The organism is Rhizobium sp. BK377 (genome assembly GCF_014193935.1).
Classification (GTDB): Bacteria; Pseudomonadota; Alphaproteobacteria; order Rhizobiales; family Rhizobiaceae; genus Rhizobium.
In genome coordinates this window covers 175,591-198,971 of sequence record NZ_JACIAC010000001.1, presented here as the reverse complement: position 1 = coordinate 198,971, position 23,381 = coordinate 175,591, and the positions used below count along the sequence as shown (strand labels likewise).

Annotated in this window: 23 protein-coding genes and 1 tRNA gene; 13 read left to right on the top strand and 11 right to left on the bottom strand. The window is 59.1% G+C overall.

From position 1 onward, the window contains the following. The 3 genes from surE (at position 1) to FHT92_RS00980 (ending at position 3,302) form a co-directional block, all read left to right on the top strand. Complete coding sequence (surE, locus tag FHT92_RS00990) at positions 1 to 774, top strand: 5'/3'-nucleotidase SurE (protein ID WP_183821993.1); 774 nt, start codon at positions 1 to 3, stop codon at positions 772 to 774. Further along, positions 771 to 1,424: a protein-L-isoaspartate(D-aspartate) O-methyltransferase gene (locus FHT92_RS00985; protein ID WP_183821991.1), complete on the top strand. Its 654-nt coding sequence runs from the start codon at positions 771 to 773 to the stop codon at positions 1,422 to 1,424. Before surE ends, FHT92_RS00985 begins: the two co-directional genes overlap by 4 nt. 264 nt (positions 1,425 to 1,688) lie before the next feature. Next, on the top strand, positions 1,689 to 3,302 hold the full coding sequence (locus tag FHT92_RS00980) for a M23 family metallopeptidase (RefSeq protein WP_183821989.1): 1,614 nt from the start codon (positions 1,689 to 1,691) through the stop codon (positions 3,300 to 3,302). A gap of 131 nt (positions 3,303 to 3,433) precedes the next feature. On the opposite strand, the gene FHT92_RS00975 is transcribed toward FHT92_RS00980, so the two are convergent. Further along, positions 3,434 to 4,306, bottom strand: coding sequence for an ATP-binding protein (locus FHT92_RS00975; protein WP_183821987.1), 873 nt, complete (start codon positions 4,304 to 4,306; stop codon positions 3,434 to 3,436). A gap of 208 nt (positions 4,307 to 4,514) precedes the next feature. Here FHT92_RS00975 and yajC point away from each other — a divergent pair, with 208 nt between their 5' ends. The 5 genes from yajC (at position 4,515) to FHT92_RS00950 (ending at position 9,203) form a co-directional block, all read left to right on the top strand. Further along, complete coding sequence (gene yajC / locus FHT92_RS00970; RefSeq protein WP_007813582.1) at positions 4,515 to 4,862, top strand: preprotein translocase subunit YajC; 348 nt, start codon at positions 4,515 to 4,517, stop codon at positions 4,860 to 4,862. A 43-nt stretch (positions 4,863 to 4,905) separates the two neighbouring features. Further along, complete coding sequence (gene secDF, locus FHT92_RS00965) at positions 4,906 to 7,425, top strand: protein translocase subunit SecDF (RefSeq protein WP_183821986.1); 2,520 nt, start codon at positions 4,906 to 4,908, stop codon at positions 7,423 to 7,425. Positions 7,426 to 7,429: 4 nt separating this feature from the next. Continuing rightward, complete coding sequence (locus FHT92_RS00960; protein ID WP_183743608.1) at positions 7,430 to 7,816, top strand: Mth938-like domain-containing protein; 387 nt, start codon at positions 7,430 to 7,432, stop codon at positions 7,814 to 7,816. Continuing rightward, a complete protein-coding gene (locus FHT92_RS00955) occupies positions 7,813 to 8,667 on the top strand; it encodes a phytoene/squalene synthase family protein (RefSeq protein ID WP_409527140.1) in 855 nt (284 codons plus the stop codon). Before FHT92_RS00960 ends, FHT92_RS00955 begins: the two co-directional genes overlap by 4 nt. A 68-nt stretch (positions 8,668 to 8,735) precedes the next feature. Beyond that, positions 8,736 to 9,203 carry a hypothetical protein gene (locus FHT92_RS00950; RefSeq protein ID WP_183821984.1) on the top strand — a complete coding sequence of 156 codons (468 nt, stop codon included), beginning with the start codon at positions 8,736 to 8,738 and terminating at the stop codon, positions 9,201 to 9,203. 2 nt (positions 9,204 to 9,205) lie between these two features. On the opposite strand, the gene trmFO is transcribed toward FHT92_RS00950, so the two are convergent. The 5 genes from trmFO to FHT92_RS00925 all read right to left on the bottom strand — a co-directional run bounded on the left by trmFO (position 9,206) and on the right by FHT92_RS00925 (position 11,980). Further along, the gene (gene trmFO, locus FHT92_RS00945) at positions 9,206 to 10,639 is read right to left on the bottom strand and encodes a methylenetetrahydrofolate--tRNA-(uracil(54)-C(5))-methyltransferase (FADH(2)-oxidizing) TrmFO (RefSeq protein ID WP_183821982.1); all 1,434 of its coding nucleotides are present in this window, start codon (positions 10,637 to 10,639) and stop codon (positions 9,206 to 9,208) included. A gap of 76 nt (positions 10,640 to 10,715) precedes the next feature. Further along, entirely contained in the window at positions 10,716 to 11,030 is a 315-nt protein-coding gene (locus FHT92_RS00940; protein ID WP_183823869.1) for a hypothetical protein, read from the bottom strand. 4 nt (positions 11,031 to 11,034) lie between these two features. Beyond that, the gene (locus FHT92_RS00935; RefSeq protein ID WP_183743600.1) at positions 11,035 to 11,274 is read right to left on the bottom strand and encodes a hypothetical protein; all 240 of its coding nucleotides are present in this window, start codon (positions 11,272 to 11,274) and stop codon (positions 11,035 to 11,037) included. A gap of 124 nt (positions 11,275 to 11,398) precedes the next feature. Continuing rightward, on the bottom strand, positions 11,399 to 11,542 hold the full coding sequence (locus FHT92_RS00930; protein ID WP_112545790.1) for a DUF1127 domain-containing protein: 144 nt from the start codon (positions 11,540 to 11,542) through the stop codon (positions 11,399 to 11,401). 291 nt (positions 11,543 to 11,833) lie between these two features. After that, positions 11,834 to 11,980, bottom strand: coding sequence for a DUF1127 domain-containing protein (locus FHT92_RS00925; RefSeq protein ID WP_183821980.1), 147 nt, complete (start codon positions 11,978 to 11,980; stop codon positions 11,834 to 11,836). Between the two features lie 850 nt (positions 11,981 to 12,830). Between FHT92_RS00925 and FHT92_RS00920 the strand changes: the two genes are divergently transcribed. The 4 genes from FHT92_RS00920 (at position 12,831) to tig (ending at position 16,453) form a co-directional block, all read left to right on the top strand. Beyond that, positions 12,831 to 13,949 carry a DUF2157 domain-containing protein gene (locus FHT92_RS00920; RefSeq protein WP_183821978.1) on the top strand — a complete coding sequence of 373 codons (1,119 nt, stop codon included), beginning with the start codon at positions 12,831 to 12,833 and terminating at the stop codon, positions 13,947 to 13,949. After that, positions 13,946 to 14,536, top strand: a complete 591-nt coding sequence (locus FHT92_RS00915; RefSeq protein WP_183821976.1) for a GDYXXLXY domain-containing protein — start codon at positions 13,946 to 13,948, stop codon at positions 14,534 to 14,536. The genes FHT92_RS00920 and FHT92_RS00915 overlap by 4 nt, the downstream gene beginning before the upstream one ends. 154 nt (positions 14,537 to 14,690) lie before the next feature. Further along, positions 14,691 to 14,775, top strand: a tRNA-Leu gene (locus FHT92_RS00910). Between the two features lie 184 nt (positions 14,776 to 14,959). Next, on the top strand, positions 14,960 to 16,453 hold the full coding sequence (gene tig, locus FHT92_RS00905; RefSeq protein ID WP_183821974.1) for a trigger factor: 1,494 nt from the start codon (positions 14,960 to 14,962) through the stop codon (positions 16,451 to 16,453). Between the two features lie 92 nt (positions 16,454 to 16,545). Here tig and FHT92_RS00900 read toward each other — a convergent pair whose 3' ends face one another. The 5 genes from FHT92_RS00900 to map form a co-directional block, all read right to left on the bottom strand. Next, positions 16,546 to 18,225, bottom strand: a complete 1,680-nt coding sequence (locus FHT92_RS00900) for a B12-binding domain-containing radical SAM protein (RefSeq protein ID WP_409527139.1) — start codon at positions 18,223 to 18,225, stop codon at positions 16,546 to 16,548. Positions 18,226 to 18,631: 406 nt separating this feature from the next. Then, positions 18,632 to 20,038: a Si-specific NAD(P)(+) transhydrogenase gene (sthA, locus tag FHT92_RS00895; protein ID WP_183743589.1), complete on the bottom strand. Its 1,407-nt coding sequence runs from the start codon at positions 20,036 to 20,038 to the stop codon at positions 18,632 to 18,634. Between the two features lie 97 nt (positions 20,039 to 20,135). Next, the gene (locus FHT92_RS00890) at positions 20,136 to 20,726 is read right to left on the bottom strand and encodes a dual specificity protein phosphatase family protein (RefSeq protein ID WP_183743587.1); all 591 of its coding nucleotides are present in this window, start codon (positions 20,724 to 20,726) and stop codon (positions 20,136 to 20,138) included. Positions 20,727 to 20,798: 72 nt separating this feature from the next. Beyond that, positions 20,799 to 21,614 carry a RadC family protein gene (radC, locus tag FHT92_RS00885; protein WP_183821970.1) on the bottom strand — a complete coding sequence of 272 codons (816 nt, stop codon included), beginning with the start codon at positions 21,612 to 21,614 and terminating at the stop codon, positions 20,799 to 20,801. 8 nt (positions 21,615 to 21,622) lie between these two features. Then, positions 21,623 to 22,459, bottom strand: a complete 837-nt coding sequence (gene map, locus FHT92_RS00880; protein WP_183743583.1) for a type I methionyl aminopeptidase — start codon at positions 22,457 to 22,459, stop codon at positions 21,623 to 21,625. A gap of 247 nt (positions 22,460 to 22,706) precedes the next feature. Here map and FHT92_RS00875 point away from each other — a divergent pair, with 247 nt between their 5' ends. Beyond that, entirely contained in the window at positions 22,707 to 23,366 is a 660-nt protein-coding gene (locus FHT92_RS00875) for a TetR/AcrR family transcriptional regulator (protein WP_183821969.1), read from the top strand. Positions 23,367 to 23,381 lie beyond the last annotated feature (15 nt).

Genomic DNA, 23,381 nt, shown 5'->3' with positions numbered 1-23,381 from the left:
ATGCGCATCCTGCTGACGAATGACGACGGTATTCATGCCGAAGGCTTGGGTGCGCTGGAACGGATCGCGAGGGCGCTTTCCGACGATGTCTGGATCGTCGCGCCCGAAACCGACCAGAGCGGCCTCGCCCATTCGCTTAGCCTTTCGGAGCCGCTAAGGCTCCGGAAGATTTCCGACAAGCACTATGCGCTGCGCGGCACGCCGACCGATTGCGTCATCATGGGCATCAAGCAGGTGCTGGATATCAAGCCGGACCTCGTCTTGTCCGGCGTTAACTCCGGCTCCAACGTCGCCGACGACGTGACCTATTCCGGCACGATTGCCGGCGCCATCGAAGGAACGATGCAGGGCGTGCGCTCCTTCGCGCTTAGCCAGGCCTATATCTATGATGACGGTGCCCGCATCCTGCCTTGGGAGGTGTGCGAAGCGCATGCTCCGGCGCTGCTCGAAAAGCTGATGACGGTCGATCTGCCCGAGGGCACCTTCCTGAACCTCAATTTCCCGAACTGTCGTCCGGATGAAGTCGAGGGCGTTGACGTGACCGCGCAAGGCAAGCTTGCCTTCAACCTGCAGGTCGATGCGCGCACGGATGGTCGCGGCTTTCCCTATTACTGGCTGAAATTCGGCGAACGCGCCGGCGCCTTTACGGAGGGAAGCGATATTCACGCTCTCAAGCATAATAGGATTTCAGTAACACCTTTGAAACTTGATCTGACCGATTATTCCGTGACGGACCGCGTGGCGCGGGCCCTCGGACACGGAGCAAAGGGTTGACGGCAAAACTGGCCGAGAAGGAAGGCTTCGCAGCGCTGGTCTTGAGATTGCGCGCGGAAGGCATTTCCGACATCGATCTGCTGACGGCGGTCGAGCAGACGCCGCGCTCGCTTTTCGTACCACCGCAATTTACCGAGAACGCCTATTCCAGCCGCACGATCCCGATCGAATGCGGCTCCTTTCTGGAGGGCGTCGATTTCGTCGTCCGCCTTTTGCATCATCTTAAGGTCCGCCCCGGTCAGCGCGTGCTCGAAATTGGTACAGGCAGCGGTTTCACCGCGGCGGTCATCGGCCGCATTGCAGAACGCGTCCTGACGGTCGATCGCTACAAGACGCTGACGCTTTCGGCCCAGCGCCGCATGGAAACGCTCAGTCTGCGCAATGTCATCATCCGTCAGGCCGACGGCAGCAACGGCATGCAGGGCGAGGGCACTTTCGACCGCATCCTGGTCACTGCTGCCTTCAATTCCATGCCGCGCTTCTATGCCGATCAGTTGGTGTCCGGCGGTTCCATGATTGCGCCGCTGATGATCTCCGAGAATGAATGCCGCATGGTGCGGCTGACGAAAACGGGCAGCCGTTTCGAGCGGGAAGAGCTTTTCGACGCTCCCTATCTGCCGATTGTTCCACGGCTTGCTTCACAGCTTTAAAGCATGTCGCGCAAAAGTGTGCAGCGGTTTTGCGATAACGACATGCGTGAAACAAAGATCTGAAGCGTGGCAAGCGAATTTGAAGGTCGCGACACGCGTTAGACCGACCGCCCGCGAAGCCCGGCGGGCAATGATTTTTCGCCCGCAAACTTATGGTTATCAAGTTCTCAAAAATATAGCACTGATTCCAGCGCCTTAACCGCATGGTAACACTAACGCGCTTTAATAGATTCACAAATGGTTGCGTTCTAAGTGGGTCGAGTCATGCGTTTCAGTCTTTCGCCGAAGTTCGGGAAATCGGCCGGCAATCTTCTGGTCGTCGCCTTGCTGGCGAGTGCAGCAACGGGCTGCAGCTCAGATGTAACACGTTTCGGCAGTCTGTTTTCCTCTTCCGGGCAGGATCAGATGACGACAAATTCGATCCCGCGCAGGAGTTTCAACGGGCCGCAGGGCGACCCGGTGCCGCGTGCCGATCTCGGTGGTTCGGCCATGCAGCCGTCCTACGCTCAGAATGGGGCGATGAACCAGCCCTATCCGGGCCGCCCGAGCTATGATCCGGTCGCCTCCTCGGGCTCCCCCGCACGGATGGCATCCGCACCGGTTTCCGTTCAGCGCACCGAACTCGCGCCGCCGAGCGCAGGGTCCGTTTCTCCCCGTCAGCGGGAAAGAGACGTCGCTCTTGCCCAGCCGTTTCCGGCTGCTCCGAAACCCGATCGCATCGCTCCGGCAGGCGTGAATGCGCCGAGAGTTGCTCCCGATACGCTGACGACGGGCACGACGCCGAAGGTTTCGGGCTGGTCGGGGACCAATGCGCCGTCGGTCACGCTGCGTCCGGGTGAAAACATCGCTGTCCTTTCCCGCCGCTATGGCGTTCCGGAAAAGGAAATCCTGCGCGTCAACAATCTGAAGACGGCTTCCGCGGCGCAACCCGGCCAAGCGATCCTCATCCCGACCTTTAACGGCGGCAACAATGCCGCCAAGGCCGCAGCCCAGTCCGCTGATCTTTCCAAGCCCGGCAACCTGCCGCAGCCGACGAAGGGCCAGGAGCAGAAGGTTGCTGTCATTCCCGGTGCCAATTCGGCTCGCGACAAGACCGTCGCTAACGCAGACCCGACAGGCAAGGCGCCTCCGGCAGGCGGCAAGAATCCGAATGGCGCTGCGGGCACCTATACAGTCAAGCAGGGAGACTCGCTTGCCAAGATCGCCAAGGCGACGGGCGCCAACATCGACGATATCAAGGCAGCCAACAATCTGTCGGCAAGCTCGATCCGCATTGGCCAGGAACTGAAGATCCCGAACGGCGGAGTTTCCGCCGACACGATCAAGACGGCCTCCATCCCGGCGCAGAAGGTCGAGCAGGTCAAGCCCGCTCAGCCGGCCGCCGCCCCGGTGCAGACTGCCTCCGCGCAGCCGGCGCCTTACAAGGCTCCTGCCGCGACACAGACGGTCGATGATGTCGAGAAGAAGTCCGATGTCAGCGCTGCCGCTCCGGAAGCAACCGGCATCGGCAAATATCGCTGGCCGGTTCGCGGCCAGGTGATCGCTGCTTATGGCGCCAACGTCAACGGCAGCCGCAATGATGGCATCGATATCTCGGTTCCGCAGGGCACGGCGATCAAGGCTGCTGAAAACGGCGTGGTCATCTATGCCGGTAATGGCCTGAAGGAACTCGGCAACACGGTACTTGTTCGTCACGACGACGGGACCGTCACCGTCTACGGCAACGCCGACACGCTGAGCGTCACCCGCGGCCAGAAGATCCAGCGTGGCCAGACGGTCGCCATGTCGGGCATGAGCGGCAACGTCAAGCAGCCGCAGGTGCACTTCGAGGTTCGCAAGGATGCGTCCCCGGTCAACCCGATGACATTCCTTGAATAGAGGACATTTCCTGAGCAGGTAGAGCGTTTCAGGAAAGTGCAAAAGCCCGGCCAGCAGTCGGGCTTTTGTCGTTTAAAGCGTGTGGCGCAAACTCTGCAGCGGGTTTCGATAACGGCGCGCGCCGGAAGTGCTTAAGCGTGGTCGAGATGGATGCGCATTCGGCCGGCCAGATCCTGGATATATTGCCAGGCGACGCGGCCGGAGCGGGCGCCGCGGGTCGTTGCCCATTCCAGCGCCTCGGCATGCATCTTCTCACGGTCGAGACCGAGCTTGAAATGATCGGCGTAGCCATCGATCATCGTCAGGTAGTCTTCCTGGCTGCATTTGTGGAAGCCGAGCCACAGGCCGAAGCGGTCGGAGAGTGAGACCTTCTCCTCGACGGCTTCCGACGGATTGATCGCGGTCGACTGTTCGTTTTCCATCATGTGGCGCGGCAGCAGGTGGCGCCGGTTGGACGTGGCATAGAACAGCACATTATCCGGACGCCCTTCTACGCCACCATCGAGCGCCGCCTTGAGCGACTTATACGCGGTGTCGTCGTGGTCGAACGAGAGGTCGTCACAGAAGACGATGACACGGTGCGGCGTGTCCTTGAGGAGGTCGAGTAGCGTTGGTAGGCTGGCAATGTCTTCTCGATGCACTTCGACCAGCTTCAGCGATACGGCGCTCTCGCGGCGCACATCTTCATGCACGGCCTTGACCAGCGACGACTTGCCCATGCCACGCGCGCCCCAGAGCAGCACGTTGTTGGCCGCATAGCCCTCGGCAAAACGTACGGTGTTTTCGTGCAGGATGTCGCGCACATGATCGACGCCGCGGATGAGCTTCAGCGCCACGCGATTGGGGCGCTTGACGGGCTGCAGATACTGGCGGGCAGGGGACCAGACGAAACAGTCGGCGGCGTTCCAATCATTGGCAGCAGGTGGGGCGCCGGCCAGTCGTTCGACTGCATCTGCAAGCCTCTTCAGCTCCTGCAGCAGAACGCTATTGATTTCTTCGGCCATCGGGTGCCTCCTTCATAGATTGCAGCGATCATCCGCTTTCGCTTTTGATGCCGGGCTACCATGGCCTTTCCACAGCGGAAAGGTTATGAGGCAGCGGAATCGGTACGCTTTCCGGCTGTTTTTGTTGCATTCATCAAGGCTGCAACTATAGTCCGGCGACTTGAAAAGAGAGGCGGGGTTCCGCCGCCCACAGCCTGAGGAGCTTAGCATGTTTATCACCCCGGCATTTGCCCAGAGCGCAACCGACGCCACGAGCGCTTTCGGCGGCTCAGGCCTCGAAATGATCATCCTGTTCGTGCCGCTGATGGTGGTCTGGTATTTCCTGCTCATCCGCCCGCAGCGCGCGCAAGCCAAGAAGCGTGAGGAAACCCTGAAGGCGATCCGTCGCGGCGATCAGATCGTGACCGGCGGCGGCCTCGTCGGCAAAGTCACGAAGGTAGTCGACGAGAAGGAAGTCGAAGTCGAAATCGCCGAAGGCGTGCGCGTGCGCATCGTCCGCACCGGCATTTCCGAAGTCCGCGTGAAGGGCGAGCCGGTTAAGGCCGACGCTGCGTAATATGCGATAGCAACACCCGCCGGATCGGAAGATAGTCGAGAGAATGCACCATTTTTCCCGCTTGAAAACACTTCTGATCTGGTTGGTTGCGATTGCCGCTATCGTCATCGCTGCGCTCAATCTCCTGAGCCAGGCGCAGCTTTCCTCCCTGCCCAGTTGGATCCGGCAGGACCGCGTCACCCTCGGTCTCGATCTTCAGGGCGGCTCTCATATCGTACTCCGCCTCGAACGCTCCGACATTATCCGGGACCGGCTGGAAGCAACGGTTGCCAGCGTTCGTGAAAAGCTTCGTGGAGCCGGCATCCGTTATACGGGGCTCGCCGGAACCGCGCAGACGGTGACGGTCAAGGTCACCGACATGGCCCAGCTGCAGACCGCAGTCGATCTCCTGAAATCGCTGACATCAACCCATATCTCGCTGCAGCAGAGCAACGACGGCCAGCTGACGCTGCAGATCTCCGACAAGGCGATCGATGCGGACACGGTTGCTGCGCAGACCCGCTCGCTCGATATTGTAGCCCGCCGTATCGCTGGTTTCGGCAAAGAGAATTTCACCGTTCGTCCTGACGGCAACGATCGGATTGCCGTGCAGGTGCTGGGCTCCGTCGACGCCGAACGGCTGAAGAACCTGCTGAACGAACCCGCCGCACTCTCCTTACACCTCATTGACGAAAGCATGACCGGCCAGCAGGCGCTTGCGGGCCGCTGGCCCGCGACATCGCAGGTGCTTTATTCGCTGGATGATCCGCCGGTTCCCTATCTCGTTGATCGCACTGTAATTGCGACAGGCGCCGATTTTGCCGAAGTCGATACCAAGACCGATCCGCAAACGCAGGACAGCGCCATTGTCTATCGGTTGAATGCCGAGGCGGCGAAGCGTCTGGCGCAGGCGACGAGCGCCAATGTCGGAAAACACCTTGCCATCGTCTTTGATGATCAGGTCATGGCTGATCCGGTCATCGAAGCGCCGATATCGGACGGCAGCGGCGAGATATCAGCCAATTTCTCCGAAGAAGGCGTTCAGGATCTGGCCGTCATGCTACGGGCCGGCGCGCTGCCTGCAACACTCACATCGGTGGAAGAGCGAACTGTCAGCCCGGTCTTCGGCTCCGAATCCGTCTTCTCCGGTCTTGTCGCCGGCATTGTCGCGGTCGTGCTGGTCGCGGCGCTGATGACCGCGCTCTATCGCATGCTCGGCATTATCGCCGTCGTCTCGCTGGGCTTCAATCTGGTGCTGATTGTTGCATTCCTAAGCGTTGCCGGTGCGACCCTGACGCTCCCAGGCATTGCCGGCCTCGTGCTGATCGTCGGCATGGCCGTGGATTCCAATGTGCTGATCTATGAGCGCATCCGCGAAGAGGAGAGGGTGCCGCATACCACCTTCGCCCAGGCGGTGGAGCGCGGCTTCTCGCGTGCCTTCGCCACCATCGTCGATGCTAACGTTACCATCTTCATTGCTGCCGTCATTCTGTTTTTCGTCGGCAGTGAATCCATTCGCGGCTTTGCCGTGACTTTGGCTGTTGGCATCCTCACGACCATTCTGACGGCTTTTACGCTGACGCGCGGGCTGGTGACTGCCTGGCTTGCAAGACGACATCCGCGCCACCTGCCGAAGAGCGCGCTGACCGGGCTGTTCGAGCACACCAATATCCGTTTCATGGGCATCCGCCGCTACGTCTTCACGGCGTCGGCAGCACTTTGCATCGCCGCGATGCTCGCCTTCGCAACGGTCGGTCTGCAGCTCGGCATCGACTTTACCGGCGGCTCGCTGATCGAGGTCAAGGCGAAGCAGGGCAATGCCGATATTGCCGATCTGAGCGCCCGTCTCAACGAACTGAACCTCGGGCCGGTGCGTGTCGATCGCATCGGCGATGCCGCCAACGCCCTGATCCGTGTCGGCTCGCAGGACGGCGGCGAAAATGCCGAGCAGTCGGTCGCAACATTCATTCGCGGCGAACTGGCCGAGGACTACGATTTCCGCCGCGTCGAGGTCGTCGGAGCAGCTGTCTCCAGCGAGCTGACGATGCTGGCAACGGTCGGTATCCTTGCCTCCCTGTTCGCCATCCTGGTCTATATCTGGATACGCTTCGAATGGCAGTTTGCGGTCGGTGCGATCGTCGCGACATTGCACGACGTCATCATCATGCTCGGTCTCTTCGTGCTGACCGGTATGGAATTCAATCTGACGAGCGTCGCGGCCCTTTTGACCGCCGTCGGCTATTCGCTGAACGATACCGTCGTCGTCTATGACCGCATGCGCGAAAACCTGAAACGCTACAGGAAAATGCCGCTGCCGATCCTGATCGATGCAGCGATCAACCAGACGCTCTCGCGTACCATCCTGACGGCCGCCACGACCTTGCTTGCGCTGCTTGCGCTTTACATCTTCGGCGGCGCCGTCATCCGCTCCTTTACTTTCACCATGCTCTTCGGCGTTGCGCTTGGGACATTCTCCTCCATCTATATAGCAGCGCCTGTTCTCATCATTTTCCGGCTGCGCCGCGAGACCGATGGCAAGGACGAGGGCGACATCAGCATGAAATCCGGCAAGCCGGTGGTGTAGATACATGGCAAAAGGCATTGAAATCCGCGACGCCCATTTCCCGGGCCGCGCCCCCATAGACACCTATGGCAATGGAGGATTCCGGTTTGCGGATATGTCGCATCGCGGCTCCATCCTCTGCCTGCCCTCGGGCATCCACGGCTGGGAGATGGACATGACGAAGCCGTTGTCGGTGGAAAATTTTCGCCGTGTGCTCGAAGAAGCCGCCGATATCGAAGTCCTGCTCGTTGGCACAGGCACGGAACTTCGCCGCCTCCCTGCAGAATTGCGTGCCGCCCTCAAAGCGCGCGGTATCTCCTCCGATCCAATGAGCACGGGTGCCGCCGTGCGCACCTTCAACATCATGCTCTCCGAACAGCGTGCCGTCGCCGCCGCCCTGATCGCGGTCTGATTATGGCCGATCCAACGACGAACCAGGACATCAGCCTGGCAATGCTGCGCGACACCGATCGCGATCGCTACCTCGCCTGCCTGCTATCACCTGATGACAAGCGTGGTGCGCTCGCCGCCCTTTATGCCTTCAATGCCGAGCTTGCCCGCATCCGCGATCTCGTTCACGAACCGTTGCCCGGCGAAATTCGTATGCAGTACTGGCGCGACCTCCTGGAAGGCAATGCGCACGGCTCGACTGATGCCAATCCACTCGCGGCAGCCCTTCTTTCGGCGGTCGAGACGCATCGGCTTCCACGCCAGACGCTCGTCAACATGATCGAGGCGCGGATCTTCGATCTCTACGACGACCCGATGGAAAGCCGAACCGCGCTGGAAGGCTATGCGGGCGAAACAGCCTCTGCACTCATCCAGCTTGCCGGCCTCATCCTTTCCCCGCAAGAGGCGATGAAATCCGCGGATGCCGCCGGTCATGCCGGCGTGGCGCAGGCTATATCTGGGATGTTACTGCTGATGCCGCTCCATCAACGTCGCGGACAGGTCTATATCCCGCTCGAAATTCTCTCGGCGACAGGCCTTGACCGGGAAAGCTTCCTGGCTGGCGCGGATAGGCCGCGCATCTCTGCGGCCATCGAAGCTTTCGCCGGGCTCGGTCGCGATCACCTTGCCAAGGCGAGAGCGTCTGCGCTGCCGCCATCGGTGCTGCCCGCCTTCCTGCCGGTTGCGCTCGCGGAACCGGTGCTGGTGAAGGCGCAGAAGCGCGGTGCAGCCGTTCTGGAAGTATCGCTGCAGGAGCCGCAATGGCGCCGTCAGATGCGCATGGCTTTTGCCGGTATGCGCAAGAAAATCTGACGACGGTCAAACTCGCGCAAGTCTCGCGCGTTATGTCAGGCATAACCCATTCTAAACGGAGAATCCGCATGGGCATTATCGTCTGGTGCGTTCTTTTCGCCATCGTCATCTTCATCGCCTATGTGGCGACGCGCATGGCTGCTCAGAACAAGGAAGATGGCCTGCACGACACGGGCCTTGCCATCATCGAATTCGGCCGCGCATTCCCCAATGAGGCGATCCGTCAGCTTCAGGCGACAGTCGATGGCAAGGCTGTCTTCGTGCGTCTGCATGACAACAAGGCGGGCTTCATGCGTAACATGTCGCGCCATTTCGCTTGCCATCTGATCGAGCCGGGCACGGTGCGCGTTCTGGCGTCTGAAACGGGCAAGGGGCTGAGCATCGAATTTGCCAACGCCCCCCATCACAACGGCACCTACGAGTTCGCTTCTGCCAAGGAAGCGTCAGAAGTCTCGCTCTGGCTGCTCGGCAACTATGTTGCCGAGCAGGACAAGGAACTGCCTGTGCCGAATACCTCGGCGGTGAACGGCCATTAAACTCAGGCGCTTTCGGCGCGTTCGACATCCTGCCCGAGCCAGGCGGCGCAATCTGAAAGCGCCCGCTTGGCGATCAGCTGACGCTTCATGATCGTCTTATCCTTGCCCCGAAAGCGCTTGACGCCTTCAGGCTTGACGATGGAGCCTGGCTGAAGCTCCGGAAACAACCCGAAATTGATATTCATTGGCTGGAAGGAGCGTTTACCCGGCTCCTCGTCAGTGACCAGATGGCCGCCGGTGATATGGCCAAGAAGCGATCCGAGCGCCGTTGTTGCGGGGGGAAGCGAAACTGGTTCTCCCTTGCGTTCCGCGGCGGCAAAGCGGCCGGCCAGCAGACCCACGCTTGCGCTTTCGACATAACCTTCGCAGCCGGTGATCTGGCCGGCAAAGCGCAGGCCCGGCCGCGATTTCAAAGTTAGCGACGGATCGAGCAGGGTGGGCGAATTTATGTAGGTGTTGCGGTGCAGACCGCCGAGCCTGGCAAATTCGGCATTCTCAAGCCCTGGGATCATGCGGAAGATATCGGCCTGGGCGCCATATTTGAGCTTCGTCTGGAAGCCGACCATGTTGTAGAGGGTGCCGAGCGCATTGTCCTGGCGAAGCTGCACGACGGCATAGGCTTTCACGGTCGGGTTATGCGCGTTGGTGAGGCCCATCGGCTTCATCGGACCGTGGCGCAGCGTCTCGCGCCCGCGCTCGGCCATCACTTCGATTGGCAGGCACCCGTCGAAATAGGGCGTGCCTTCCCACTCCTTGAAACCGACTGTATCGCCGGCGATCAGCGCGTCAACGAAGGCATTGTATTGCTCTTCCGTCATCGGGCAGTTGATATAGTCCTTGCCCGTGCCACCGGGACCGACCTTGTCGTAGCGGGACTGATACCAGCAGATGTCCATGTCGATGCTGTCACGATAAACGATCGGCGCGATGGCATCGAAAAAGGCAAGAGAATCCTCACCCGTTTCCGCCTGGATGGCGCCTGCCAGCGACGGCGCGGTCAGGGGACCGGTGGCGATAATGGCCAAATCCCAGTCCTTCGGCGGCAGGCCGGAAATCTCCTCGCGCACGACCGTGATCAGCGGATGCTCGTGGATCGCCTCGGTCACGGCATCAGAAAAGCCATCGCGGTCGACGGCCAGTGCGCCGCCTGCCGGCACCTGATGTTTGTCGGCCGACGCCATGATCAATGAGCCAGCCATGCGCATTTCCGCATGGATGACGCCCACGGCATTGCTGGTAGCATCATCCGAGCGAAAGGAGTTGGAGCAGACGAGCTCGGCAAGGCCATCGGTCTTGTGCGCATCCGTACCGCGCACGCCGCGCATTTCATGCAAGATTACGGGAACGCCGGCATTGGCGATTTGCCACGCAGCTTCGGAGCCGGCGAGTCCGCCGCCGATGACATGAATAGGGGAGTAGGAGGAATTATCGGTCATTAGCGGCTGATATCACGCCAGCACATGCGATCCAACAATAGAATCAAAAACGGCGCCTGCTGGCGCCGCAACGTGATCAGCTCTGCTCTCGCGTTCCGGGCGATGCTTCGCGCTGGTCGACATCTTCGAGATCGGCATCGACAATGTAGGCATCCCGATGTTCGCGTGCTGCTTCGCGTTGTGCAGCAAGGTTCGGAAGATCGTCGGGAGTCGTTTCTTCCGTATGTTCGTTGAACGTGTCTATTTCACCTTTTGTGGACGGAGCGTCCTTACGTCGGGCATTCAGCGCCCGTGAGGTTTCGTCCACAATTTCGCGCCGACGCGCATCGGCAGCCGGACTATCTTCCGCCCGTGCATCGTCAGTTGCTTTTTCGAAAATGGTTCTCGCCATGATGTTACCTCCAGAAACGGTTCGTCTCGACGGACTGGCGGCCCAGCAGATAGCCGATGCTGAAAGCGAGAACGCCAATGCCGACAACGACAGAGCTGGCGGTATGGGGATGATCGGCCGCACCCGTTGCGACGGCCTGCACCTCGCGTTTGACCGCAGAGGCGGTGTTCGACGCAGTCTTTCTGATGCCTTCGGGCTTGTTCACCGGCTGTCCGGTAAACCCGGCATTGAGTTGGTTTGACATGGGGTGGTCTCCTTTCGTGAAGGAGAACTGACGGAAGGCTGTCGGGTTCCGATAAACAACGAGTAAAGCTCAAAAACGAAAACGGCGCCTGATGGCGCCGTTTTGGAGAATGGTCCGCTTACTATTAGCGGAACGAGCGGGACGCAATGCCGCGGATGTCGTAGCGGCTGACGCCGATATCGGCGAGCGTCTGGTTGGACAGGTTGCCAAGTTCGTTGAGCGTACGGCGGTAGCTAATCCAGCTCTTTGCAATGCGGATCGGGTTCATGGTCTCTTCCTCAGATGTCTTATGCAGGCAGCGGGATCGCTGTCTCTGCGGTTGACATTTATATAATCGAGGTCTTCGCTATTGTGCAGTGCAAATAAAGGGCGTCTGCTATGCAATTGTGCACTCTGGTGCCCGCTAATTATGCAGAGCGCGATTTTTGAGCGGGCCGGGAATTAACACTTCCGTAACTTTACGGCGATCTGACCGGCAGGCAAAAGAAAACGCCCGCTGCGGAGGCAGCAGGCGTTTTGGGAAGGCAATCTGCTTGGGAGGAGCAGCGATTACCTGTACTTAGCGGGCGGCAGCTTCGCGAGCAACGCGCTGGATGTCCGAACGGTCGATGCCGAGGTCATGTAATTCGCGGTTGGTCATGCGGCCGAGTTCGGTAACGGTCTGACGATACTTGCGCCAGTTATTGAAAGAGCGAGAGAAGTTCATGTTAATCCCCTTTCCGAGGGCTTGATCCTGCCAGCAGCCCGTCTTCGGCGCTGACCTCTATTTGATGAGCAGAATGTATGTTGCGCTGCAAAGAACTAAAAGAGCCAAGATTTCAAATCACCTATGCGTGATTCGCAAGGCTTCGATTGTGGTTTACCCGCTTTGATCATTTTTTGATCAATGAAACAGGCTGAGTGATTTTTTCCTAGGCTGCCGTTTTCTCAGAAGGGATATCCGGCCCGCAGCCGCGCCCGCGAGCGGTCTTTTTTGTAGCCGCATTTCCGAATGCATCTCCGGGAAAATGACGGGCCTCCGCGCGCTGAAGCGCTCTGCTGACTGCCCGACGCGGCTTAACGATTGCTTTACCCTGATTCAGGCGAAAGCCCGAAAAGGTAGGATGCTAATCGTTTAATCACCTGTTAAGAAAAACGCCCACCGGGGGAGGGTCCGGTGGGCGTCATGATGGTGACTGGCAACTGGGAGGAGGAGTGTTGCCAGCCTATCGCAGGGCGCTGGGAGGAGGAGTGCGCATCTGCGAATCTCGTCACGGACATATGTCCGCGGGCATCCAGAAAACCGGGCCGGGGCGCCATCCCCGCGCTTCGATATGCAGGTAAATAGTATGACTTTTGATTGTTTTGCAGTGCAATATAATCATGGTGGCTATGCGGTAAATGCATGCCTTGGGCGTCATGGTTATATTAGCAATGATGAGGTTAGCGCTTGGTTAATGGTTGACCCAATTAAGTCCAATGAGGAATTTGCGTATTTCAAATGTCGGCATTTCCGCACGCCGATCTTGCGCTATAAATGCAGAAGCCAAAAATGGCGGATTAATACGGGGTGGGGCATGTATCGCGGCAGATTGAGGCGGGATCTCTCGCTCTGGGTGGAGAAGGGACTTCTTGAGGAAGTGACGGCAAAGACGCTGCTTGCCGAATACGACACGCGTCCGGCCAGTTTCAGCGTCGGCCGCGTGCTGATGGGATTGGCGGCCGTGCTGCTCGGGGCAGCCTTTCTGCTTCTCGTCGCTTCGAACTGGGAGTATATGCCCCGCCTCGTTCGCGTCGGCCTGATGCTGGCGCTCATCTGGGCGGTTCACATCGGCGCTGCACTTCTTCTTATGCGTGGTGCGGTCGCCACAGCCGGCGGTCTGCTCATCATCGGTGCGTTGAGCTTCGGCGGTGCCATCTCGCTCATCGGCCAGATGTATCACCTCTCGGGCGACGAACAGACGGTCATGTATCTCTGGTTTGCCGTCGCAACCGTTTCAGCAATCCTTTTCCGCTCGGCTGCAGTGACCGTTGTCGCAGGCTTCCTCTCCTGGGCCTCCTTTGCCGTCTACCTCGAGAATTTCGATACGCGCTGGTTCGGCTCCGGCCCCTATGCGCCGCTTGTCATGGCGGCTGTCGTCATAGGGCTCGTGCGCTTTACCGGCGCCGAGCGGGCGCGTCATCTCGCCTATCTGCTGGTGGTCGGCTGGCTCGCTTGGCTCTATGTGCTGACTGAGGAGATATCCGTGGCGATCGCCTTCGCCGTTCTCGGCATGGTGGCTTTCCTGCTGACAGCCTTGCCCATCCGTCCGATTTCTACGCTCGTCAGAACCGCGGGTGCGGCTCCGGCCTTCTATAGTTTCCTCGTCGCCCTCATGGGATTGTTCCTGCTCCATATCGAAATGGATGAAGGCGGACGTATGGTGGTGATTGGCCTGCTGACGCTGGCTGCCGCCGTTGCGGCGATCGCGCTGCATGGCCGGGACAATGGAGCGGTACGTTATCTGGCCTATGGCGCCTTCGCCGCCGAGATGCTCTATCTGGCCTCGGTGACGGTCGGCACGATCTTGGGCACGTCGAGCCTCTTCCTGTTCTCGGGCCTGGTGGTCGCAGCCGTTGCCTGGGTCGTCATCCGTCTCGAAAGACGCTTCGCGGCCGGACCGGGAATAGCCGAAGCGAAGGAGGAACGAGCATGAGGCTCGCCGTCGCAAGACCGTTAACTGGTCGCTTCTATATTGTTGCCGCGCTCCTCGTCGCTGGCCTGCAGACACTGATCCTCGGTTACATCATCCAGAGCCGCGCTTCCATCCTGGCAAGCGGCACCGAAATATTGCTGAAGACGGCTCCGGTTGATCCGCGCGATTTCCTGCGTGGCGACTACGTCGTACTGAACTACGATATATCGTCGATCCCGGTCTCGACGGTTACCGGCGGCATTCCGGCAGAAGCCGGCGAACAGACCCTGTGGGTGCGCCTCAAGCGTCAGCCGGATGGGTTCTGGGGCATTGTCGAATCGTCCTTTAGGGAACTGCCGGCTGCGTTGGATACAGTCGTCCTGCGCAGCCTGCCTTTCTATAGCTATGGTCCCAACGATGGTGAAACCATCCGGGTCGAATACGGGATAGAGCGCTATTACGTGCCGGAAGGCGAAGGAAAGCCGCTGGAGGAGGCCCGTAACGAGGGCGTCGTATCGATTGCTGCCAGCGTTTCATCGTCGGGTGCCGCACAGATCCGCAGCCTCGTTGTGGACGGCAAGCCGGCCTATGAAGAGCCTCTCTATTGAGAGTCGGGGTGGCTGACGGGAACGGTACGCTTTTGCCCGCAAATCCCTGTCATTTGCCGTTCATTTTTCCTTTGCCTGTTCTAAATCGGGTGATATAGAGACGCCGCGCTCCGGAAGGCCTCATGCGCAGGCATATGCATGCGGTTTCGTGAACGCGGGTATGGTGAAATTGGTAGACACGCCAGATTTAGGTTCTGGTGCCGCAAGGCGTGGGAGTTCAAGTCTCTCTACCCGCACCAAGCTGCCTTGCAGGGCGGGAGGACTGGAACTTCGTTGTCCGGATACCCCAAAAGCGAGTGCTGTTCTGCTTCGGGCGGAACGAACAGGAATTGAGAAAAGCCACGCACGGCAGTTGGCCGGCGTCGTGCTCACAGAAACGAACGGCGTCTGGGCACGGCGCCACGGAAATGAAGGTAGGAAGACATGCAGGTTATCGAAACGCTCGCTGAAGGGCTGAAGCGCGAAATCAAGGTCGTTATCCCGGCCAAGGACATGGAAAGCAGGCTGAACGAGCGCCTTGCCGACGTAAAGGACAAGGTTCGCATCAACGGTTTCCGTCCGGGCAAGGTTCCGCCCGCTCACCTTAAGAAGGTCTATGGCAAGTCCATCATGGCCGATCTCGTCAACGAGATCGTTCGCGACCAGCCGACCCAGATCCTGTCCAGCCGTGGCGAAAAGTCGGCTACCCAGCCGGAAATCAACATGACGGAAGACAAGGACGAGGCGGAAAAGATCCTCGCTGCCCAGCAGGACTTCGAATTCACCCTGTCCTATGAAGTTCTTCCGCCGATCGAACTGAAGTCCAACAAGGGCATCAAGGTCACGCGCGAAGTTGTCGATATCTCGGACGATGAAGTCAACGAGCAGGTTCTCAAGGTCGCTGAAAGCGCCCGCGACTATGCCGAAAAGAAGGGCAAGGCTGCCAACGGCGACCGCGTCAAGATGGACTATGTCGGCAAGGTCGACGGTGTTGCCTTCGACGGCGGCACCGATCAGGATGCTGAACTGGTTCTCGGTTCCGGCCGTTTCATCCCGGGCTTCGAAGACCAGCTCGTCGGTGTCAAGGCTGGCGACGAGAAGACCATCACCGTGACTTTCCCGGCCGACTATCCGGCAAAGAACCTCGCTGGCAAGGAAGCCACCTTCGACGTTACCGTCAAGGAAGTCGCTGCTCCGGCTGATGTCGAGATCAACGACGAACTTGCCAAGAAGCTCGGCCTCGAATCTGCCGATCGTCTGAAGGAAATCGTCCGCGGCCAGATCGAATCCCAGTACGGTTCGCTGACGCGCCAGAAGCTGAAGCGCCAGATCCTCGACCAGCTCGACGAGATGTACAAGTTCGAAACCCCGTCCAAGCTCGTCGAAGCCGAATATAACGGTATCTGGAACCAGGTCAGCAACGACCTCGCCCAGTCCGGCAAGACCTTCGAAGACGAAGACACGACCGAAGAACAGGCACGCGAAGAATACCAGAAGCTCGCCGAGCGCCGCGTCCGCCTCGGCCTCGTTCTCTCCGAAATCGGCGAAAAGGCCGGCGTCGAAGTCAGTGAAGACGAAATGCAGCGCGCAATCTACGAACAGCTGCGCCAGTATCCGGGCCAGGAAAAGCAGATTCTCGAGTTCTTCCGCAGCCAGCCGGGTGCCGCCGCTTCGATCCGCGCTCCGATCTTCGAAGAAAAGGTCATCGACCATCTGCTGACCGAAATCGCCGTCACCGACAAGAAGGTGACCAAGGAAGAGCTGCTTGCCGACGAAGAAGGCGAAGCTTCTGAAAAGGCCGAAACCAAGAAGGCTGCGCCGAAGAAGAAGGCTGCCGCCAAGGCTGAAGCTTCTGCAGACGCTGCTGAAGGCGAAGAAGCTGCACCGAAGAAAAAGGCTGCACCGAAGAAGAAGACTTCCGAGGATAGCGCCGAATAATCGGCTTTTCCGCAGTGAAATCAAAAGCCCTGCCGCTTGCGGCAGGGCTTTTTTGTTGAACCTTCGAAATCGGCGGATCTTGCGTTCGGCTGTCAGACGCCCTTTCGGGCGTGGGTCAGTTCCGCGACCTTTTTGATGTGGCTGACGGCGGCAGTACCACCAGCAGTCTTGGTGAAAAGATCGAGAACGTCTTCGTCATCATCGGCAACCGGCGTCAATGCCTTGTCCATATAGCTCTTCGCATCGGCCTGGCGTGCAATCAGGAAAGCCGAAACACTGAGCTTGATGATCGTGCCGGCAAGCGAGAGATGTTTGCGGGCGGTATCGAAGGCGAAGCGTGGCCAGAAGAGCAGCGGGTGCTCGCGCTTAAGGCTCGGACGGCGCTCCGAAGGATGTTTCAGGCGCAAAAGGCCGCTCTGCAGGGGATGAACGTTTTCGAGTGGCACGGTGGTCGCAAACGAGACCAGCACCTTGACAAGGCTGGAGAGCTTGATGCCGGTTGCCGCGCCACGGCGCAGCAGGGTCTTCATATGCTCAGGCGAGTAGTAGAGCGACCAGGCCTCTTGATAGATATCTTCCCACTCCTTCTTGCTCATCTTTGGATGGGCTGTGCAGACGTGCTCGACATCGTAGATGTTGAGATCGGCATCCATCTCGACGCCCTTCTTCCAGAGAACCTGATGGTCCTCTGAGCCTGGCAGCGGTGTCAGAACGAAGAATTCGATGACGTCGAGCGGCAACTCTTCCTGAATGATCTTGATGTCGCGGCGGATCGAGTCGGGCGTGTCGGCCGGGAAGCCCAGAATATAGCCGGCAAGCGTCATGATGCCCTGTGCCTTCCAGGCCAGCAGCATCTTGCGATATTCGGTGATCTTGTTCTGGTTTTTCTTGGCGGCGGTCAGATTGTCCGGATTGACGTTTTCAAGGCCGATGAAGACACGGGTGACGCCGGCGCGTTTCGATTTTTCGATGAAGTTCGGGATCTTGTGGCAGAGCGTATCCACCTGGATCATCAGGCCGAGCGGAATGCCGTCCTTTTCCCTGAGCTCGATCAGCCGGTCGAAGATCGCTTCCCAATCCTTGTTGCGGGCGAAATTGTCATCGGTGATGAAGAATTTATGGATGCCCTGCGCCCAGTTCATACGCACCAGCTTCTCGACATCGTCCGCCGAGCGGAAGCGGGATTTGCGGCCCTGCACGTTGATGATCGTGCAGAAGGAACATTGATATGGGCAGCCGCGGCCCGCATCGAAACTGGTGCTGAGGCCAAGCGTGCGCTGAATATTGTCTTTCGGCAGAAAAGGCACCGGCGTGCCACCGATGCCTGGAAGGTCGTTCATGAAATTGTAGAGCGGCTTCAGCTCGCCGGCGGCTGCGTCGCGCAGCACCATCTCCAGCCGCCCTTCGGCCTCGCCTGCAAACATCGAAACACCCATCTTGCGACATTCCTCGAGGCCGATCGCGTCGCCGTCGAGCATCGACAGGCAGCCCGAGATATGAAAGCCGCCCATCGAGACCGGCAGTCCGGCATCGCGGAAGGGGCGGGCAATATCGAGTGCGCGGGGGTACTGATTGGATTGCACGCCGATAAGCGCGACCATCCCGAAATTATTGTTACGTTTGAACTGGGAAATCAGCGCCGCAAAATCGATCCGCGTATTGGTCTCATCGATGACGGTGATATCGATGGCGGTGTCGGCCCCAAGTACCTGCCGCTCCGCACATTCACCGGCAATCCCATAGATCGCCGCCAGCGAGTTGGAGGGGATCATTGCCCGCCACCATCGGATCACGTAGCCGTCATCGTCATAGTGCGACGGCTTTATCAGGATAAGCTGAAACCGTCTGCGAGCAGCCTCTGAATTATCGGGCAAAATATCTATCTCTCGTTGGGGGCTGCGCAGCTGGATTTGGTGGCGCCGCAGGCCGGTCTAAGACGTGGTTTCAGGCTGTCGAAAGCCGTGCCTCGTATTTGGGAAGGCGATAAGCAGAACGCAATAGAACAATGCAAGGCGCGAACAGGCTGACCTTACCAATATCTTTTGGCATGGGATATAGTCAGTTGGCACAGAACGAGAGTAGCCATCAATAGGGTATAATGAGGCGCCTACCATGCCATGAGATTTAGGGATCGTGGCTTAAGTGCTGTTGAAACGGCGAGGACGTTCCCTCGCTTTCTCATAGTTCGGATTTTATGTCGCCCATGCGGTTCCACGCATCGAGACCGGCGATCTTGTAGGCTTCGGCAAGCGTCGGGTAGTTGAAGGTATTCTCGACAAAATATTCCACAGTGCCCTTCAGGTTCAGCACGGCCTGACCGATATGCACGAGTTCGGTAGCACCTTCACCGACGATGTGCACGCCGAGCAGACGGCGTGTCTTTAACGAGAAGATCAGCTTCAGCAGGCCGGTATCGAGACCCATGATGTGGCCGCGCGATGTCTCCCGGAAACGGGCAATACCGCACTCATAGGGAATGCCACGCTCCTTCATTTCCTCTTCGGTCAGACCACAGGTGGAGATTTCCGGCACGGCATAGATGCCATAGGGAAAATATTTCTGCGGCTCCTTGGCGACCGCACCGATTGCGACGCGCGCAGCAATACGGCCCTGTTCCATCGAGGTCGAGGCAAGACTCGGAAAGCCGACAACATCGCCGGCGGCATAAATATTGGGCACGGACGTCTGGAACGTCTCGGGATTGACCTTCAGGCGCCCGCGGCTGTCCGCCTCGAGACCGATGGCCTCCAGGTTGAGTGTGTCGGTGGCGCCCATACGCCCGGCAGCGAAAAGCACCATGTCGGTCACGAGATGCCGACCGCTGTCGAGGGTCAGTTGCACCTTGCCCGCATCGAGCCGCTCGACCTTCTCGGCCTTAGTGCCGAGCAGCAGTTTCATATTGCGGTCGCGCAGCTGGTAAGTGAAATCCTCAATGATCTCCTTGTCGATGAAGTCGAGCATGGTCGACTTTGGATCGATGACGGTCACGGCGGTATCCAGCGCCGAAAAGATCGTTGCATATTCGATGCCGATGACGCCGGCGCCGATGACGACCATGCTGCGTGGCAGTTCCTCGATATCGAGCAGCTCGTCACTGTCGAGCACGGTCTTGTTGTCGAAGGGCATGTAATCAGGCCGAAACGGCTTGGTGCCGACCGCAAGAAGAATACTGGCGCCGGTCACCATCATCGTGTCGCCATCGTCCTTGATGACCTGCAGGGTATTGGCGTCGACGAAGCTGGCCTTGCCGCGGATATGTTGGACGCGGTTGCGGGCGAACTGATGTTCGAGCACTTCCACTTCATGATTGAGCGTGATTAGCAGGCGGCGGCGCAGATCTTCAGCGCTGATCTCCTGCTTGACGCGGTAGCTGCGGCCGTAAAAGCCGCGTTCACGCCAGCCGGAAAGGTTGAGTGCGGTTTCGCGCAACGTCTTGGAAGGGATAGTACCGGTATGGACGGACACGCCGCCGACACGTTTTCCCTGCTCGATGACCAGCACTTTCTTGCCGAGTTTTGCAGCCTGGATTGCGCCGCGGCGCCCTGCCGGACCGCTGCCCACTACCACGAGATCGTACTGGAACATCTTTAGCCCCAAACTGGAATTGGAATCATATTGCGACGCGAAATGTCGCGCGTTCACCGGTAGCCGGTCAATGTTACAGTTTGTATTTCAATACCGTTTAGGAATTCAAAAAGCCGAACATCGGCTCAAGCCGCTCGAATGTGCGATCCATCGCATAGGCGCCGATGAAGAAAAGCGACAGATGGCCGTATGTCAGTGATATCTGCGATTCCGCCGCCATCTCTCCTTCCTTGGCAACGCCGGCGACGTAGATGGCTGAAGCCAATCCCGTCCGGTCGGCGCCGGCCTTGCAGTGAATGAGCATCGGCTTGGGTGCGGCGGCCATGATCGCCATCAACTGGCGTCCTTCTTCGATGGAAAGTTCCTTCGTCGCCGACATGCGGAAGTCGATATGCTGGACATTCAGTCCCTTTGCTGCGGCGACCTCGTTATCGTACCAGGCCTCGCCGCTGCTGTCGCCGCGCAGGTTCAGTACGGATTTGATGCCGTACTCCTTGACGAGTTCGCCAAGCTTTGCGGGGGAGGGCTGGGCAGAGCGATAGACCTGACCATCGACGACCGCATGCACATTCGTCGAAAGCTGCAGGTAGCCGAGATAGACACCGGTCACGACGAGCAGCAGAAGCGTCAGGCGTATCAGCGATCGAAGGCTCGGCGGCGCGTATAAACGACTAGGAGAAATGCCCATATTTCCCATCCTGTTGTCAGTCATTCAGCTTGGAGAACGCCATAATGGCTTTTTCATGCCTTAGCCGAGGTCTTATATCAAGCGCAGCCCTTTGAGGCTTGCTTGTCCGTCTTTGCCGATGATGATGTGATCGTGGATGGCAATACCGAGCGGTTTTGCAGCATCGATGATCATCTTCGTCATGTCGATATCGGCACGCGATGGTGTCGGGTCGCCCGAGGGATGATTGTGGACGAGAATAAGCGCCGTTGCCGAAAGCTCGAGCGCCCGCCTCACCACCTCACGCGGATAGACTGGTGTGTGGTCCACAGTCCCACGCCCCTGCACCTCGTCGGCAATCAGTGCATTGCGCTTGTCGAGGAAGAGAATGCGGAACTGCTCGCGCGCCTCATGTGCCATGGCAGCATGGCAATACTGAATGACTGACGACCACGAGGAAAGCACCTGCTTGCCCTTGAGCTCGCTCTTCAGTGCGCGATGGCTAATGGCGGATATCAGCTTCAGATCTAGCGCCACCGCTTCTCCGACGCCTTTGACCTCCTGCAGCAGTGCTGCCGGTGCGCCGAAGACGCCCGCAAGCGACCCGAAGCGGTCGATCAATGCCTTGGCGATCGGTTTCGTATCGCGGCGTGGGATCAGCCGAAAAAGCAGGAGTTCGAGGATTTCATAATCGACGAGCGCCGTATCGCCGTGCTCTCGAAAACGGCTGCGCAGCCTTTCGCGATGGCCGTGATAATGTTCTTCCTTGGCGGGCAGGGCGGCCTTTTTGGTAGAAGCAGCCGCCTTTGCCGGCTGCGCGAAAAACGCCCGCTCATCGACTGCGACATCTTCGTCCATGTCGAAAGGCAATTCGTCATTGCTGGCCTGCGGAACGGGACCTTTCGCCATGGATGATGTCACCCGTTCAGCGGCGGCAGGCCCGGCCGGTCGAGGCCGGCAGGCGACAGCGTGAAGATTTCGCAGCCATTGGCGGTCACGCCGACCGTATGTTCGTACTGCGCCGACAGCGAACGATCGCGCGTCACGGCAGTCCAGCCGTCCGCCAGCACCTTCACGTGCGGGCGTCCGAGATTGATCATCGGTTCGATGGTGAAGATCATGCCCTCGCGCAATTCCGGTCCTTCATTGGCGCGGCCGTAATGCAGGATGTTCGGCGAATCGTGGAAGAGACGGCCGACACCGTGGCCGCAGAAATCGCGCACGACGGAGCAACGCTCGGCTTCGGCATAGGTCTGGATCGCTTCGCCGATCGCGCCGGTGCGTGCGCCGGGATGAACGGCGGCAATGCCGCGCATCAGCGATTCATAGGTCACTTCCAGCAGGCGTTCGGCGGCGCGCTTGATCTGGCCTACCGGGTACATGCGGCTCGAATCCCCATGCCAGCCGTCGACGACGAAGGTCACGTCGATATTGACGATATCGCCTTCGCGCAGCGGCTTGTCATCGGGAATACCGTGACAGACTACATGATTGATCGAAGTGCAGGTGGACTTCGTATAGCCGCGATAGTTCAGCGTCGCCGGATAGGCGCCGTTATCCATGCCGAACTCGAAAACGAAGCGGTCGATTTCATTGGTGGCGAGACCCGGCTTGACGATATCGGCAAGCGCATCGAGGCAGCGCGCGGTCAGCTGGCACGCGTTGCGCATTCCCTCGAATGCTTCAGGGCCATAAAGCCTGATGGCGCCGGTATTTTTCGGCGGCGCGGAGGAGGCTTCGATATAATTCACCATTGCAAGGCCTTAGCAGAAATTGTCGTCTCTTTTCATAATGCAGCAATGCCGGCTTCGTCCATCGCGATCAACCGCATGGGAAAGATTTCTCGGGCGCGTTGTACCGGGTGAAAAAAGCCGCTGGGCCGCCCACCAGCGTCAGCAGAGCTGCGGACCATCAATATCCACAGTCTTCTCAATTAGATAGGATTGTAGATGGAAAATTCCACTGTTACTCACCGATTGGTGACAGACCGGGGTTGACCAAATGCTGAATGAAACTGCCGTGGCCGTGCTCGAACAGACGGGTGCCGCTGAGCCTGAAAAGCGTATCCGCGACAGAGGCGCTACGGAACGCACTATCCTGAAAGCCGCCAAGAACCTGCTGGCGGAAGAGGGTTTCCAGAATTTCGGCATCAACGCTGTCGCGCGCCGCGCCGGCTGCGACAAGCAACTCATCTACCGGTATTATGGCGGTCTCGACGGTCTTGTCGAGGCGATCGGTGCCGATCTCGGCAACTGGGTCAAGGACCGCATCCCCGAAGATACTGGCGGCATGTTCTTGCTGACCTACGGCGACCTGATGGAGCGCTTGTCCTTGCTTTTTCTTGAGGCACTGCGCGAGGATCCCTTGATGCGCCGCATCGTCGCCTGGGAGGTGTCCGAAAATACCGAGCAGGTGAAGCGCCTTTCGGAAGCGCGCTCGAAGGCGCTTGGCCAGTGGCTCGATCGCATGCGCGGTTCGCTGACGCCGCCGAAGGGCGTCGATGTTGCCGCCGTCAATGCGCTCATCTTTGCCTCCATTCAGCATCTCGTGCTTGCTGCCGCGGCTGGTGGGCAGTGCGCAGGGCTGCTTTTGAAGAACGGCAAGGACTGGGAGAAGGCTGCCACCGCGCTAAAGCGGCTGGTGCGCGGTGTCTACGGCTAAACAATCCACAGCCTC

What these genes read in the sequence shown, in the direction of transcription:
- FHT92_RS00975 (WP_183821987.1), bottom strand. Translation starts at nt 4,306, where the DNA reads ATGGCCGAAGAAATCAATAGCGTTCTGCTGCAGGAGCTGAAGAGGCTT.
- FHT92_RS00940 (WP_183823869.1), bottom strand. Translation starts at nt 11,030, where the DNA reads ATGGCGAGAACCATTTTCGAAAAAGCAACTGACGATGCACGGGCGGAA.
- trmFO (WP_183821982.1), bottom strand. Translation starts at nt 10,639, where the DNA reads ATGACCGATAATTCCTCCTACTCCCCTATTCATGTCATCGGCGGCGGA.
- FHT92_RS00980 (WP_183821989.1), top strand. Translation starts at nt 1,689, where the DNA reads ATGCGTTTCAGTCTTTCGCCGAAGTTCGGGAAATCGGCCGGCAATCTT.
- FHT92_RS00920 (WP_183821978.1), top strand. Translation starts at nt 12,831, where the DNA reads ATGTATCGCGGCAGATTGAGGCGGGATCTCTCGCTCTGGGTGGAGAAG.
- secDF (WP_183821986.1), top strand. Translation starts at nt 4,906, where the DNA reads ATGCACCATTTTTCCCGCTTGAAAACACTTCTGATCTGGTTGGTTGCG.
- FHT92_RS00930 (WP_112545790.1), bottom strand. Translation starts at nt 11,542, where the DNA reads ATGAACCCGATCCGCATTGCAAAGAGCTGGATTAGCTACCGCCGTACG.
- sthA (WP_183743589.1), bottom strand. Translation starts at nt 20,038, where the DNA reads ATGTTCCAGTACGATCTCGTGGTAGTGGGCAGCGGTCCGGCAGGGCGC.
- FHT92_RS00960 (WP_183743608.1), top strand. Translation starts at nt 7,430, where the DNA reads ATGGCAAAAGGCATTGAAATCCGCGACGCCCATTTCCCGGGCCGCGCC.
- yajC (WP_007813582.1), top strand. Translation starts at nt 4,515, where the DNA reads ATGTTTATCACCCCGGCATTTGCCCAGAGCGCAACCGACGCCACGAGC.
- FHT92_RS00875 (WP_183821969.1), top strand. Translation starts at nt 22,707, where the DNA reads ATGCTGAATGAAACTGCCGTGGCCGTGCTCGAACAGACGGGTGCCGCT.
- surE (WP_183821993.1), top strand. Translation starts at nt 1, where the DNA reads ATGCGCATCCTGCTGACGAATGACGACGGTATTCATGCCGAAGGCTTG.
- FHT92_RS00950 (WP_183821984.1), top strand. Translation starts at nt 8,736, where the DNA reads ATGGGCATTATCGTCTGGTGCGTTCTTTTCGCCATCGTCATCTTCATC.
- map (WP_183743583.1), bottom strand. Translation starts at nt 22,459, where the DNA reads ATGGTGAATTATATCGAAGCCTCCTCCGCGCCGCCGAAAAATACCGGC.
- FHT92_RS00900 (WP_409527139.1), bottom strand. Translation starts at nt 18,225, where the DNA reads ATGATCCCCTCCAACTCGCTGGCGGCGATCTATGGGATTGCCGGTGAA.
- tig (WP_183821974.1), top strand. Translation starts at nt 14,960, where the DNA reads ATGCAGGTTATCGAAACGCTCGCTGAAGGGCTGAAGCGCGAAATCAAG.
- FHT92_RS00925 (WP_183821980.1), bottom strand. Translation starts at nt 11,980, where the DNA reads ATGAACTTCTCTCGCTCTTTCAATAACTGGCGCAAGTATCGTCAGACC.
- FHT92_RS00935 (WP_183743600.1), bottom strand. Translation starts at nt 11,274, where the DNA reads ATGTCAAACCAACTCAATGCCGGGTTTACCGGACAGCCGGTGAACAAG.
- FHT92_RS00915 (WP_183821976.1), top strand. Translation starts at nt 13,946, where the DNA reads ATGAGGCTCGCCGTCGCAAGACCGTTAACTGGTCGCTTCTATATTGTT.
- radC (WP_183821970.1), bottom strand. Translation starts at nt 21,614, where the DNA reads ATGGCGAAAGGTCCCGTTCCGCAGGCCAGCAATGACGAATTGCCTTTC.
- FHT92_RS00890 (WP_183743587.1), bottom strand. Translation starts at nt 20,726, where the DNA reads ATGGGCATTTCTCCTAGTCGTTTATACGCGCCGCCGAGCCTTCGATCG.